Raw genomic sequence first — 13,617 nt, 5'->3', positions numbered from 1 at the left:
TAAAAACTCGATTTTTGAACTGGGTTTAGTTTGGTGTTGTCTTTTTTCCTGACTCATTGACCTGTTCCTTAAAGTAAATTTCCAATTCTCATGAATCAGGGGCTTGACATCTTACCGCTGGACTTTATTTTTATAGATTGATCATGATTCAAGTTGTTGCCTTCTGTTGCGGCGTTCCCCGTCGACATCGCCGCTTCTCCGTGCCGCTTTGCCGAATTGGACGACGTACACGATCATAATGCCGACATGCAGCAAAGCCAAAGCCAGATAAAGATTGCTGTATTCGGACGCTGTCTCGTACGAGTTCACAGGATTCCACCGCGCCGCGTAATCTTGATCGACCAGCTTGCTGTAAATGCCTGCGGCCACGGCATTGGCAATAAAGTTAAGCATAGACATGAGCCCCATGCCGACGCCGGACTGTTCCTGCGGCAGCGTGCGGGAGATCGTGTTGAATAACGCGATTTGCATAAAGGTTTGTCCCACATTGCCGAATATGAGGAAGGCGGAGATTAAGATCGGCGCCGCGCCCGCGAACGAAGACAGTAGAACTAGGCAAATGACGAGCAGCGAAGACGCCGTGCAGTATAGAAACAGATTGCCTCGAACGTCCGCCAGCTTGCCGCCCGTTCTGCCGAGCGCCGCCGATGCCAAGGCGGCCGGAACCATGGCAAAGCCGACCCACCCGGGGTGCAGATTGTTCGCATGAGACAGCAGCAGCGGGCTCAGGAAAGGCAGCGCGTATCCGATTCCGCTCGCAAGAAACGCGATCGTTAGCCCAAGCGTATAGCGTTGATTGCGAAACAGCCGGGGCTGAATGAAAGGCGCGGCGGCCTTGCGAATACGGATCGTAAATAAGATGAGCAAGCAAGCCGCTGCGGCGCCCGGCAGCCACGCTTCATTCGTTACGGCCAGAAGCAGCAGCGCCACCGCTGATCCGAGCAGGCCGCCGCCGATCCAATCGTTGCCGCCGCCTTGGCCCCGCTCGTCGTCCAAATATTTGCGGTAGAACGGCAGCAATAGCAACGTAAAGAGCGGCATCAGGAACAACCATCGCCAATGAACGACGCTGACGACGAAGGCGGAGACGATCGGGCCCAAGGCGCTGCCGAGCGCGAGGCCGGTTGCGCTTATTCCTAATGCGCGTCCCCTTCGCTCAGGCGGAAAATAGCGCAACGGAATAATCATTCCCGTCGCCGGTATGACCGAAGCGCCCATCGCTTGCAACGCCCGGGCGAGCAGCACCATCCAATACGCCTGGGCGGCCAGCCCGATCATCGAGCCGAGCGCGAAAAAAACGAGGCCGAAAGTAAGCAAATTTTTCAATTTATAGGTATCGGCAAGCTTCCCGTATATCGCCGATCCGACCGCGTAAATGAGCATATATGCCGACGAAACCCAGCTTACTTGCGCGGTGGAAAGCTGAAATTGCGCGCTAATGTCGGACAATACGATGTTGAACATCGTCGCGCTCATAACGGAGATAACGACTGTAAACGCGAGAATTTGTATTAATTTCTCTCCATGTTGCCGTTGAATGCTCTCCTCCATCCTCCTCACTTCTTTCTCAGATGTTGTCTGTTGTCACCATTTATTTTACAATTGATAATATATAATGAAAAATACAAATAAAATTATAAATATATATACTGTAGTATATGAATGAAAGGATGATCTGGCATGGAACTGCTGCAGTTGCAATATTTCCGCACCGTCGCCAGGCTGGAGCATATGACGAAGGCGGCGCAGGAGCTTCGTATCGCACAGCCCGCGCTAAGCAAAACGATCGCGCGCCTCGAAGAAGATTTGGGCGTGCCGCTATTCGATCGGCAAGGAAGGCAAATCCGGCTGAACGCTTACGGCAAAGCGTTTCTGAAAAAAGCGGAAACCGCCTTATCCGCCTTGGAGGAGGGGCGGCGGGTAGTGGCCGATCTGGCGGGATTGGAGCGCGGGAGCATCTATTTGGCGACGACCACGTTGAACCGTCTTTCGGAGCCTTTAGGCGCTTTTCTCACTAAGTACCCGGACATTAACATCCGCATTAGCCAGGCTTCATTGGAAGAGATGGAGCAACTGCTCGAGAGCGGCGAGGTGGACTTCTGCTTTACCGCGATGCCGATCGATCGGCAAGGCGTCCGCGAGCTGCCGATGCTGCATGAGGACGTGTTTCTAGCCGTGCCGCCCGGGCACCGGTTTGCAAACCGAAGCAGCGTAAGCCTGACCGAAGTAGCCGACGACCCTTTCGTCGGTTATAAAGAAGGCTTCCCTTTCCGCAAAATGAACGACGAATTTTGCCGGGCGGCGGGATTCCGGCCGAATGTCGTATGCGAAGTCGACGGTCCCGAGGCCATCGGCAATCTGGTGCGCGCCGGCCTTGGCGTTGCGTTCGTGGGAGCTTGCAAGAGCGATGTGGAGACGCCGCTGATTAAATTGCGCATTGAGCATCCCGTTTGCCAGCGCACTTATCGTCTCGTCTGGTCGGAAGAGCGTTATTTGTCGAAAGCGTCCCTTGCGTTTCGGGATTTTCTCGCGCGGCATTTTGCCGAGTTAGAGCAATCTCTATAAGGATGGAGGGGATTCTTTTGTATGAGAAATTAACGAAGCCGCAATTAGCGGCAATAGAGCATATCGCCAATTACGCCAAAAGCCGCAAACACGAAGCCGAACGGACTTTGGAGGAAATCCTTCATATGTCCGACATTTCGCGCCGAACATTCGACGATGCCGTCGCCAATCTTAAAGCGCACGCCAGAATCGCCCTGCACTTTCATCCGGACAGGCCGGATCCGGCGATGAAGAGCGTTGCCGAAGCGCTGCTTGAGCAAGGACGGTACAAAAGCCAATTCGAGACCTTATTATCGAATGGCAGCGTCTCGGCTTATCCTGGGGGCAAACGGGATCTATGGGAGAAGAAGATGTTCGGCGGAGCGTACCAACTGAAAGGGACGACCAATAACCAACGTCCCAAGTATGGCGCGCTCGACCTGATGCTGCATCCCGACGGCCCGGCTCCGCGCTTCGGCTCGTGCTATTTCCTTCTCTCTCCGGAAGTTTCCCGCCGGGCGACATACACTTACTTGGATTCGCATCAAGACCCTGCGGAGAAAGGGACTTACGAGGAATTCGATCCCATTCTGGCGGCTCTCTTGAAGGAGGCCTTCCTTCGGGATTACGCGATCGGCGAGAAAAACGCAACGCCGCGCAAATTAATCGATCATCTGCTGGTTCGGCTTGGCGGGCCTTTCGCGGACCCTGCCAACGAAGAGCCGGCTCGCAATCTTAACCATTATATTGAAGCGCAAGTTCATGGCGATATTTCGCTGAAAGACGATGTGGAAGTATTGGTTGCGGATCCTTCCTTCAAGGAAACTGGGGTAGGGTTAACGTTGGAACAACTATGTTCCAAGTATTCCATCAAGCTCTACTGGCATATGGGCTTCGCGCTTTCGCCGGACGAAGTTCCCTTCGATTTCAGAGGCCCTTCGATGCCCTCCTTGGCGAAGCGAATTGCGCGAAACGGTAAAGTCGATGCGAGCGCGATCGGCGCAGCCGCCATGGACTTGAAACGAAACCCGGGCGCTTGGAGCGACCGCGGAACCGAGAAGGAAGTGCTGCAGGAGTTGAAGCTAATGTGGCATGTGTTAGTGAAGTATGGCAAACCGCGGACACAGGATCCCTCATAAGAACGAAACCTGGGTCCGCGACAGCCGCTAACCTCTAACGAATTCCATCATAAGCATCGACGGCAAATGTACGGTATTTCTCATAGTCGCTTTGCTTGCATTCGAGCGACAATTTGGTGCCTTCGTTCTCATAACTTGTCGCCAAAATATGGGCATGTTCGTTCAAATACGCCACAATGCCGCCTTGGTCGTAAGGAATGAGCATTTCGCATCGCACATAATCGGTGAAAATACGGGTGCGAATCAATCCGATCAATTCGTCGACGCCGATTTTCCGTTTGGCCGACATCGTGACGCTATCGTCCTGCACCGCCGGATACTCGACGCCCGCCAAATCCGCTTTATTATAAGCGTAAATGACCGGGATATTGTCTACGCCGATCGATTTCAGCGTTCGGTTTGTAATGTCGATCAACAGCTCGTAATTCGGGTTGGAGATGTCCACAACATGAATGAGCACATCCGCTTCCGCCGCCTCTTCCAATGTGGAGCGAAACGCCCTGACCAGATGATGCGGCAGCTTATCGACGAATCCGACCGTGTCCGTTAGCAGGAACGATTTATGATCCGGCAGCGCAATGCTTCTTACGGACGTTTCCAGCGTGGCGAACAGCATATCCTTTTCAAACACCTGTTTATTGGACGACGGATGAAACGTCTCCACGAGCGCATTCATCAACGTCGATTTCCCGGCATTGGTATATCCGACGAGCGATACGACCGGAACTTCATTCTTCACCCTTTGTTTCCGCTGCGTCTCGCGCCTTGAACCGAGAGCTTCCAATTCCTTGTTCAAGGCCGTAATTCTTTCTTCGATGCGGCGGCGGTCGAGTTCCAGCTTCGTCTCCCCGGCGCCTCTGTTCTTCAAGCCGGCACCTCCGCCTTGGCGGCCGAGCGATTCGCGCAATCCGACGAGCCGCGGCAGCATATATTGCAGCTGCGCCACTTCCACTTGCATTTGCGCTTCTTTCGTTTTGGCGCGTTCGGCGAAAATGTCCAAGATCAGCATCGTCCGGTCAATGACTCTGCAATCCAAATCCGCCTCCAAATTGCGAATTTGCGAAGGAGACAATTCATCGTTGAAAATAGCCGTTTCGGCTCCGAGCTCATCCAGAATCGCCCGCAGCTCTTGAATTTTGCCCGTCCCGATATAATGCGACGGATTCGCGCGCGGCAAATTTTGCGTCATCATGCCGACGGACTCGATCTCGCAAGCGGCGGCCAAATTGCCCAATTCCTCCATCGAATAATCGAAACTCGGCTGATTGCGAATGTTGACGCCAACCAGTATCGCTTTCTGCTTTTGTTCCATATATATTTCCCTCCTAAAAATCCTTTTGTCAAAATAAAAACACAGGCCGTCTGCCTGTGCTTGAAGCGAATGGGAGGATACGCCGAAATACGCCTTAAGAGACCTAGTTCCCGCATAAGAACAAAGTCCCGCTCCTCTCGGAAAAACGGCCTTTGCAATGCGAAACCGCGCCATTCCCGGCCATTCCAGTACGCCATATGGATACAAATTTGCAGCAAAAAAGAGGGCAGATTTGTCCTGTCCCTCCCTCGTCAACGGTATATGCAAATAAGGGGTTCCTTTCCAAGGCAGACCAATCCCGATCGCTCCGTACACAGACAGAGCCTTCAAGCACTATTCAGTTAGCGGCTTAAAGCGTTGAATCGGATTTTGATATCTACCATGACAGATGAACCCTCCGTTCCTCAAAGTACCATTATCTTAACATACTTATTAGCAATACACAATGCGCTTTGTTTTCGGTTCGGCTCCAGATGGGTTCGCGGACCGTCGCTCCGCTATTTGTGACAAAAAGGGGGGATTTGCGCATTTCGCGGACACAGATTCCTTTATTCGGGCAAAAAGCGTGCAATTTCCTATCGAAAACCCCGATTAGGGGATCCTCTGTCCGGATAGGTGCCGAAATATAAGGAATGTTCACAAATAGCGGATCCTGTGTCCAAGTATCGCGGCGGCAAGTTTCTAAGCCCATAGCGGCGTGCCCGGGATTTGTTTAAAATCGGCATACCAATAAGCAAACCCTTCGCAGACCCACCTCGTTGTAACGTTGTGAGGTCTAGCGAAGGGTTCATTACGCCCTGGCCTATCCTTCCACTAAAGGTGTGATTTTCGGAAAGACACGCAGGGCGGTTTTGTAAAACACGTCCTCGTGGTACGCTTCCGGGATAAGTTCCTGCACGAACTGCAAATACGGGCGTACCGGGGCGAGCGGCCAATCGGTGCCGAACAGCATCTTGTCGTAATGGTCGCAGTAGGTCAACGCATGGCGCAGATGTGCGAAGAATACGGGCGAATCCTTGTGCCGCGCGCATTCCGCGGCATCCCCTACCATCAGGCCGGACAGATCGGCGAACACGTTCCGGTTCTTGTACACAACCTCGGCCCCGTCCAGCACCCACGGATCCCCGAAGTGCGCCATCATGAAATTAACTTCGCGGTGCGCGACCGCTACTTCGTCGATCGTCAAAGGATGCGCGTATTTCAAAAGGCCGCGCTCCGAGTACGTGTCCCCTGTATGGTAGACCACCGGCACCTTGTATTGTTTCGCTAGCTCGTACACCGGTTGGTATACGTCGTCATAGGCGTAGAACGGATAATAGCCGAGATAAATTTTGATTCCGACAGCCTCGGGCCGCCGCAAATCGCGTTCCAACGCATCCAAGGCCTTCTGATCCAGCGTATGCGGGTTAACCCCTGGACAGTAGGCGATCTGCGGCGGAAACGGGGACTCGACCATGTCGAGTCCCATAGGAGTGGCGGCGCCTCTGTCAGGGAAACCTTCCCCGTCCGTTTCCGTCACCCCCATGCCGATGCCAAGCACGACGCCGTTCTCCTCATATTCGCGCAACAGCCCCTCTACGGAGTAATCTACGAGCGAGCGAGCGGCCGCCGTTTCCTTAAACGATTCGATATGAGACAGGTGCATGTGCGCATCGATCATTTTCATTCCATTCACTCTCCTTCCGTATGATCGGGTGCGCTCCCCGGGAACGTTAATGTGCGCAGTGTCCGCAGCGATTCCGGCGGGAGTGCCCCGTCTGCGAAGACGAAAAAGACCGGCTGAGAGCGGCTTACACTTCCATGCGGGACATGCAGGAAACGGGCGAACGAGACGCATGCGACGTCTTTGTTGGAATAAACCTTGGGCCGAATGACGGACTCGTCCGTCACGATATGCATAACGCCGGGCCCCTCGTCGCGGCCGAACGCATAATCGCGCGCTTCTTCCACTTGCAATTCTCCCTTGCCCAACCGGTACCGCGTCGTTTCGCCCTGCGGGCCGAACGTCCGCATCCAGTCCGCGGCTTCGCCCTGCTGGAGAAACATCTCGGTCGTCAGCCGCTTCCCGTCCAGATATGTGCCCGTCTCCTGCCGGATTTCCGTGATGTAAGCGAGCACCGGCACCCCTGGCAGCAGGAGATAATACCCGTCCCACGTCAACCCTTTGAACGTTTCGTGCCGCTTGACGGTCAGGCGGGCCCGAATCCCGCACCATATATTTCCCCGATCGTCGGGAATATCAACGAACGAAGCGGAACGCTCTTCCTTCAATACGGACAAAGCCCTCATCCCGTCCAATTCGTCATACATCCCGCCCGGCCAAGGATTCCACCACGACTTCGGACCGTATTCCGGGAAACCGGTCGCAAGCCATTCCCGCCCGTCGGCCACGAGCGAGCGCAGCCCTGCGTAATGGCCCGCCGAGACGGCGATTTGAATCCGGCCGTTATCCGCCCGCAGCGTTTCCTTGCCCGCTTCATCCGTCTTCGCACGCTTGACGATTTCAGAGGAGAGCGGAAAGAGCGCGGTCCGATAGGTCTCATCGTACGGGCCCAGTCGTGCATTCACTTCGACAACGCCTCCGGATCGTTCTGGAGAAGATAGCGTGAATCGGGCTTCGGCCTTTTCCTCGTCCAACGACCTCGTGACTGTGACGGCAGATTCGGGACGGCCGGAGTACGAGGCGATAATCTCGCCTTCCCATACGTTTGACTTCGCGTCTCGCAGCGTCACGTCCACTTCCTTCGCTTCCGGAGAGACGAACGGATTGCCGCCGTTCGCGGCGAACTCGATATGATAGACGGGCTGTGCCGTATGCTTCGTCGCGGGCCGCTTCAAGGCGAAGTCGCGGAACGTCTGCCAATCGTCGAAACCTCCGCATGACATCACGATATCGCCGGAGCGCTTCGTCTCACGAGCTTGCAACCGGCCGAAGCAGGTTTCCACCTCGGCATACCAATCGCCAAGATTCATTCGCCAGCCGTCGGACCAGCACAGTCCGACCGCCGTCGATGCGCCGCGGCTGTAGAGCCACGGTTCGTCCACTTTATTGCCGTCCCAGTATGCATAATCGTTGCCGTGAGAGCCGCTCGTCTCCACGATCCGACCTCCGTAAGGAAGCGCCAGACGATACAGATCATGAAGGACGCGTTGGGAAACCCACAGTTCGGCAACGGTCGGGTCGTCCGAATCGTTCTCCAATTCATACCACATTTTCACCGTGCCGTCCGCATAGAGCAGCGAATGCGTATGCAGCAACATGTGCGGGCGGTCGACGGAACGATACGTCAGCTTGAAACCGACGGCCCCGCGCTCCTCCTTGCGTTCCGTCCGCTCCGGCTTGCGCTTGGAGAACTCGCCGGAATACGGTTTTCCTATCGCCGGATGGAGCATCATGATCTCCTCGTCCCCGCTTCCCGCTTGGCGGATATACGTCTGATTGCTTTTCGTCAAAATTTCAAGCGAATATTTGCCGTTCACGGCAATACGCGCGCGCTCGGTCTCGCCGGCGCACATCGCTCCCGGACCGCGGAACCCGCCGCCGACGGAACGGCGGAACGTGAACGTCCCGCCGCTCGCCGGACAGGCCGCAATCTCCAGCCGCTGCTCGTAAAATCCGTAATCCGCCAGCCGGTACGGAACAGCAAGAGACGTTCTCCCTTTCGCCTCCAGGCTTACCGACAAGCTGCGCTCCTCCATATCGAGCCACGGCACAGCAGGCAGTTCAAAAGAGAAGGTTGCCGCTTCCGGATAATGATTTTCCACATCCAAATAAAATTCGTATCGTCCTTGAAGCGCATGCATAACATCGGGCACCTTCATCGTCACGTTCGCCGGGAACTTCGGCACGACGCCGACCTGCAGCAGCGCCTTGCGGCCGTTGACGGTCACGGCGGCCCGCACGGTCGGGCAAGTCCGCCACTCGCTCTGTTCCTCTTCGATCTCCCCGACGAAGAAACGAGCGGTGAGCGTCCGCTCTTCCCCACCCGCAATTTCCACAGATTGCTGCCAATCGAATGAAATGTTGCGGTCATGCTCGCCCTGAAAGTCTAACCTGAGCGGAGCTTCCGATTTGTTGACGACGCGATACTGAACGGTGTATTCCTTACCGAACACAGGCTCGGCCGATTCCGCCGCCGCTGACAACAGGTAATCATGCGTTTCGATCAAACATATGCCCCGGCCCCTGCGTTCGAAATCGACGCGCAGTTCGCGCCCGTCCTTGCTCCAGGCGTATGTATACGTTTGGAAGCCGTTATGGTCCCGGCCGTCCGGCACCACCTCGATCGTTCGCGTGGAATCGGCGTACCAATCGATTCCGGCCATGTACGGCTCGAGCGCTTCGCAATGAACTACCTGGGGAATGAAGTTCATAAAATGCGTCGCTTCCTCGCGGTCCTCCCAGAAGAAACCGCATCGCTTATACAGCGGCACCGCCTTCATATTGCCTTCCCACGTATACAGATCCAAGCGCGGCCACCCGCGCCGGATCGTCTCCTCCACAGCCCGCAGCACGAGCATCTTGCCGACTTTCTTGCCGTGGTAGTCCGGGCGGACGTTCAGAAGTTGAATATATAGAGCGCCCGTATCCTCCCGATACTCGCTCACGCTGCAATAGCCGACCACCTCATCTTGGCAAACGGCGAGAAAAACCGCGAGCGAATCGGAGTTTTCTTCCTCCTGCCTGACCTGCTCGGCCGTACTGACGGTCGTGCCGCCGCCCCACTCATTCTGGCTTCGGTTCCACATCTCCGCGATGCTTGCCGCATACCCAGGATGATAATTTACAATTTCAATAAGCGCAGACATTCCTTCCACCTCGATCCAACCAATATATGGGAGATAATTCTTATACGAACGAGGAAGGGATTTCGTTCCATACTTATCTTTCCCAATGACAAGCCGGGCGGCATTTGAAAATGCCGAGTCGTCCAAAACGAAACTCCTTCACGGATGAGGCGTATAATTACAACATGAAAATGAAACGGAAAGGAGAGAGATGATGTTGATCGCTTCGACCGATCGTAATTGCATTCACGAGCGGACGGATCGCCGTATGGAGCCATTCTACTGGATTTTAACGTTCGAGGCGATGTCGTTTCTGCTGGCGCTTGCCGCAGCGCTCGTTGCCGGTCCGATTTACCTTGTGTTCCGCTATCACGCATGGTGGACCTTCCTGCTGCTGCTCCTGTTGCTGCCGGGTGCGTGGCTTGCAAGATTTACGATCCGCTATTTGCGGACGGCTATCCGTAAAAATCGTCTGCTGAACCGTTTCCGGTTATACGGGGATCGGATCGAGTACCGAATCTATCGTCGCGAAGACCGCACCGTCCGGGAAGACACTGTCCCGCTGGAGCGGATCGAGCGCGTCTATGTTTCGAAGTATATCGCTCCGTATCATTACGCTTATCGCAAAAGCAAGCTGACGGAACAACAGCCCTATTTTCATATTCTCCCGATCCTCTATGTCGTTTACCGCGACGAATGGAAAAATCGCGTGCTGGCCGTTCCTTTCTACGAAAACTACGATACGGAAATTTGGTTGAAGGAGTTGCGAAGCCGCGGCATTCCGCTATGGGCGACGAATAAGCTGCTGTCCGAGCTACCGGAAGAAGATCAACTCCGGATGTTGGGAGAAGAAGCAAACTCGCTGCCGTTCCCTTTCGAACATCATTTGCACAAAGAATTTGAGCTAATTCTTGAAGAGATGGAGCGGAGAGAACGGGCGGAAGCGACAATCGCGAATAACGGCGGGCAGCAGGAGCTCCGGCCGAATGAGGCGGAGAGGACCGGCAACGCTGCGGAAAGTTCGCCGAGATTCGTACCGCAACGGTCCACTTGGGTGATTTTCAGCTTGCTGTATGTTTTCATCTTTGCCGGCATTAAGTTAGCCGACAAAGGCATCCTGCCGTCCGACGGCACGGTTCTATGCCTTGTGATTTTGTTCGTCGCAGCGACGGTATATCAATACTTGGCGAAACGATTCATATTCTGGGTTCCGCTGCGCTTCCTTCTGTTTACGGTCGTCGGATGGCTGCTGATCGGCGTGGTTATGCCGGAGACGGACGCCGGACCTGGAGAAGAATTTATGATTTCGGCATTGTCCGCCGTCATTTTCATGGCGTTATTCGTGTGGTTGCCATTCGGCATCGTCTATTGGTTGCGCCGGAAACGGCGCACGTAATGCGGATGCGTTCCAAGACATTGATTACATAACGATAGAAGGAGGCGGGCAATGACGTTCTATCCTGAAATGTTCTTATCCAAATGGCATTTGATTACCTTGGCGCTTATTGCGATTGCCTGGATCGCGCTCATCGTCGGGGGATACGATCGGCGCGTCGTGCTTCGCAGCGGATTCGGAGCGATCATCGGCTTATATATTATTACCACGATTCCCATTGCCGTGATCACGTACCAGGAAAAATCGATCGACAAAGCGATGAGGGAACAAAGCGATCGCCATTATGAATATAAAATGCAGCAATTGGACGGACCGGTCCGTGAAATCGATCGCTTGACCGTCGCGACCGGCTCGTTCAGAGATGACGATCTGTACGAAATTCGCATTTATGCCGGAAATTATAACGATTCCTACCGCTTCCACGGAAGCCTGACCGTCCGGACGTACGACGAACAAGGGCAAATATTGGACGAACGAATGTTTGACGACCTGTACATCGAACCGGGAGAAGTGAAGAAAATCGACTCGTATTATACTTCTTCCCAATTCGAGACGTATCGATATCAGTTCACGCCCGATCAGGACTCATGACTATTTAAAAAGCGCCCTTGGGGCGCTTTCACAATGTAATCGTTCCGGTTCTTCCATTATTTATTCGGCAAGTCCGGAATGCTGTTCATGATGTCTTCCATCGTAAAGGAGAGGCAAGCGATGCGCTCGGAACGAACCGATTCGTCCCCGATATAGATGTTGCATAAATCGTACCTGCCTTCGTACAACATATGCTGCTCCAACGTTCCCCCGGCCGGATCCACGATCCAATATTCCGGTATGCCGCTAGCGGCATATAGCTTGAGCTTTCGAAGCTTATCGCGTTTTAACGAAGAGGGAGATAAAATCTCCACGACCAAATCGGGTATCCCTTCGATTCCCCGCGCGCTCAATATATCCAACCGGGTGCGATGGATCATGACCAAATCCGGCTGACAAACGTCGGTGGCCGACAGTATCAAGTCTACAGGGGAGTAAAGAATAAGGTATTCCAACTCGCAAGTGGAGGCCATCCGCTTTTGCATTTCAAAGCTAATCACTTGATGTTTAATCGTAGGCGCCGGGCTCATTAACTCAAGCTTGCCGCCCAATAATTCGTACCGGTTCCCGTCGTCGAGCGCCGCATAATCGTCGTATGTGAGCGGCTGTTCGCGAATCAGGCCGGACTTGGACTTGTCCGGTTTCGAAGTCATCGCTGCATCCTCCTTTAACCAGCCTATTTTGCTTTTTATTATACCATAAAAGCGGCTCCGAGCTTGACGCGACATAAGAACAAGACAGGAGGCTAAGGCCCCTGCCTTGCATGCTTGCATACTTGCCTTTATTTGCCCATAAAACCGCCTTCGGATTTGATAAGCTGTCCGGTGATCCAATGCGATTCGTCGCTTGCCAGAAATTTGACCAGCTTGGCCGCATCTTCCGGCAAACCGATGCGCCCCATCGGAAACAAGGGAAGCAGTTTAGCCTTTAATTCGCCGCTCATCCAACCGGAATCGGTCGGACCGGGATCGATGCTGTTTACGGTAATTCCAAGGGGCGCAAGCGCGACGGCGAGCGGTTCTGTGATCGCAATGAGCGCTCCCTTCGTCGCGATATAGGCGAGATTATGCGGATCGTTTCCTTTGGAGACCAAATGGACGATTCGCCCTTGCCGATGGCCCGCAAGCTTTCGTTCGAAGCTTTTGGCGAATTCCGTGCTTAGCAGGATCGTCCCGCGGTTGTTGACCTCATAATGAAGATCGAGCTGTAAGGCGTCCAATCCCCGGAAATCCGTCGCCGCACAGTGCGTCGCATTATGAATTAAGACGGAAGCGGCGCCGAGCGCCTCCTCCACTCTATTCATAATCCGGGCCGGAGTGCCGGGATCGGATAGATCCGCTTCCATATGTGCCGATCGCACCCCCATATTACCCAACTCCCCGCACAGCGTTGCCGCCCATTCCTTCTCCGCCCCGTTTCCGTCCGTTTCGTCATAGCGGCTCCAATGCGTGAAGAAGATGTCGGCGCCCGCGTTGGCGAGCGTACGGCAGATCGCCGTACCAATTCCTCCGGAACGGCTTGCTCCGGTTACGATAGCTATTTTCCCCTGCAATTCTTTCATGTGATATGCCTCCAATCGTTTGGAGCGCATGTAGCGGTGGCTATAGGAGATGAATATCAAGAGACGGACGCCGATTCGGCATCCGCCCGGAATATAACCAATCCACTGCGCGCCCGTAATGGTCTCGAACGACACGCCGATCCCGTGCGGCGACCATGCTTGGAACCGCGGCCCGGCGATCTATTCCGTTAATCAACCATTACAACGTGCATGCCATCGCAGTATGAATTCCCCTTTCGTTCATCTCCGCTTTTATCTTACCAAATCGCAGTTACTGTCATCAACG

General features: G+C 54.3%; 10 protein-coding genes. 4 read left to right on the top strand and 6 right to left on the bottom strand.

The genetic code is table 11. The features are described 5' to 3' along the window. Window positions 1-141: 141 nt before the first annotated feature. On the bottom strand, window positions 142-1,551 hold the full coding sequence (locus tag LQ229_RS13410) for an MFS transporter (protein WP_216538241.1): 1,410 nt from the start codon (window positions 1,549-1,551) through the stop codon (window positions 142-144). A gap of 129 nt (window positions 1,552-1,680) precedes the next feature. On the opposite strand from LQ229_RS13410, the gene LQ229_RS13405 reads away from it, so the two are divergent. Further along, the gene (locus LQ229_RS13405; RefSeq protein WP_230191994.1) at window positions 1,681-2,565 is read left to right on the top strand and encodes a LysR family transcriptional regulator; all 885 of its coding nucleotides are present in this window, start codon (window positions 1,681-1,683) and stop codon (window positions 2,563-2,565) included. Between the two features lie 17 nt (window positions 2,566-2,582). Beyond that, window positions 2,583-3,683, top strand: a complete 1,101-nt coding sequence (locus tag LQ229_RS13400) for a DUF3626 domain-containing protein (protein WP_230191993.1) — start codon at window positions 2,583-2,585, stop codon at window positions 3,681-3,683. Window positions 3,684-3,717: 34 nt separating this feature from the next. On the opposite strand, the gene hflX is transcribed toward LQ229_RS13400, so the two are convergent. The 3 genes from hflX to LQ229_RS13385 all read right to left on the bottom strand — a co-directional run bounded on the left by hflX (window position 3,718) and on the right by LQ229_RS13385 (window position 9,804). Then, a complete protein-coding gene (gene hflX, locus LQ229_RS13395; protein WP_216540722.1) occupies window positions 3,718-4,995 on the bottom strand; it encodes a GTPase HflX in 1,278 nt (425 codons plus the stop codon). An 802-nt stretch (window positions 4,996-5,797) separates the two neighbouring features. Continuing rightward, window positions 5,798-6,661 carry an amidohydrolase family protein gene (locus LQ229_RS13390; protein WP_216540721.1) on the bottom strand — a complete coding sequence of 288 codons (864 nt, stop codon included), beginning with the start codon at window positions 6,659-6,661 and terminating at the stop codon, window positions 5,798-5,800. Between the two features lie 5 nt (window positions 6,662-6,666). Beyond that, window positions 6,667-9,804, bottom strand: a complete 3,138-nt coding sequence (locus tag LQ229_RS13385; protein ID WP_230191992.1) for a GNAT family N-acetyltransferase — start codon at window positions 9,802-9,804, stop codon at window positions 6,667-6,669. Window positions 9,805-9,997: 193 nt separating this feature from the next. Here LQ229_RS13385 and LQ229_RS13380 point away from each other — a divergent pair, with 193 nt between their 5' ends. Next, window positions 9,998-11,179, top strand: a complete 1,182-nt coding sequence (locus LQ229_RS13380) for a hypothetical protein (RefSeq protein ID WP_230191991.1) — start codon at window positions 9,998-10,000, stop codon at window positions 11,177-11,179. Between the two features lie 51 nt (window positions 11,180-11,230). Beyond that, a complete protein-coding gene (locus tag LQ229_RS13375) occupies window positions 11,231-11,770 on the top strand; it encodes a hypothetical protein (RefSeq protein ID WP_230191990.1) in 540 nt (179 codons plus the stop codon). Window positions 11,771-11,826: 56 nt separating this feature from the next. Here the strand turns inward: LQ229_RS13375 and LQ229_RS13370 are convergent, their stop codons facing one another. Together LQ229_RS13370 and LQ229_RS13365 are read right to left on the bottom strand one after the other, a co-directional pair. After that, window positions 11,827-12,423 (bottom strand): Uma2 family endonuclease, encoded by a 597-nt coding sequence (locus LQ229_RS13370; RefSeq protein ID WP_230191989.1) that lies wholly within the window; start codon window positions 12,421-12,423, stop codon window positions 11,827-11,829. 128 nt (window positions 12,424-12,551) lie between these two features. Then, window positions 12,552-13,331 carry an SDR family oxidoreductase gene (locus tag LQ229_RS13365; RefSeq protein ID WP_216540717.1) on the bottom strand — a complete coding sequence of 260 codons (780 nt, stop codon included), beginning with the start codon at window positions 13,329-13,331 and terminating at the stop codon, window positions 12,552-12,554. Window positions 13,332-13,617 lie beyond the last annotated feature (286 nt).

The organism is Paenibacillus sp. CECT 9249 (assembly GCF_918697855.1).
In the GTDB taxonomy this organism is placed as follows: domain Bacteria; phylum Bacillota; class Bacilli; order Paenibacillales; family Paenibacillaceae; genus MSJ-34.
The sequence above is the reverse complement of the archived record's forward strand: the minus strand, read 5'-3'. Positions and strand labels throughout refer to the sequence as shown.

Bases quoted from the DNA above. Each gene is read 5' to 3' on its own strand.
- LQ229_RS13410 (WP_216538241.1), bottom strand. From the start codon at position 1,551: ATGGAGGAGAGCATTCAACGGCAACATGGAGAGAAATTAATACAAATT.
- LQ229_RS13405 (WP_230191994.1), top strand. From the start codon at position 1,681: ATGGAACTGCTGCAGTTGCAATATTTCCGCACCGTCGCCAGGCTGGAG.
- hflX (WP_216540722.1), bottom strand. From the start codon at position 4,995: ATGGAACAAAAGCAGAAAGCGATACTGGTTGGCGTCAACATTCGCAAT.
- LQ229_RS13390 (WP_216540721.1), bottom strand. From the start codon at position 6,661: ATGAAAATGATCGATGCGCACATGCACCTGTCTCATATCGAATCGTTT.
- LQ229_RS13385 (WP_230191992.1), bottom strand. From the start codon at position 9,804: ATGTCTGCGCTTATTGAAATTGTAAATTATCATCCTGGGTATGCGGCA.
- LQ229_RS13380 (WP_230191991.1), top strand. From the start codon at position 9,998: ATGTTGATCGCTTCGACCGATCGTAATTGCATTCACGAGCGGACGGAT.
- LQ229_RS13375 (WP_230191990.1), top strand. From the start codon at position 11,231: ATGACGTTCTATCCTGAAATGTTCTTATCCAAATGGCATTTGATTACC.
- LQ229_RS13370 (WP_230191989.1), bottom strand. From the start codon at position 12,423: ATGACTTCGAAACCGGACAAGTCCAAGTCCGGCCTGATTCGCGAACAG.
- LQ229_RS13365 (WP_216540717.1), bottom strand. From the start codon at position 13,331: ATGAAAGAATTGCAGGGGAAAATAGCTATCGTAACCGGAGCAAGCCGT.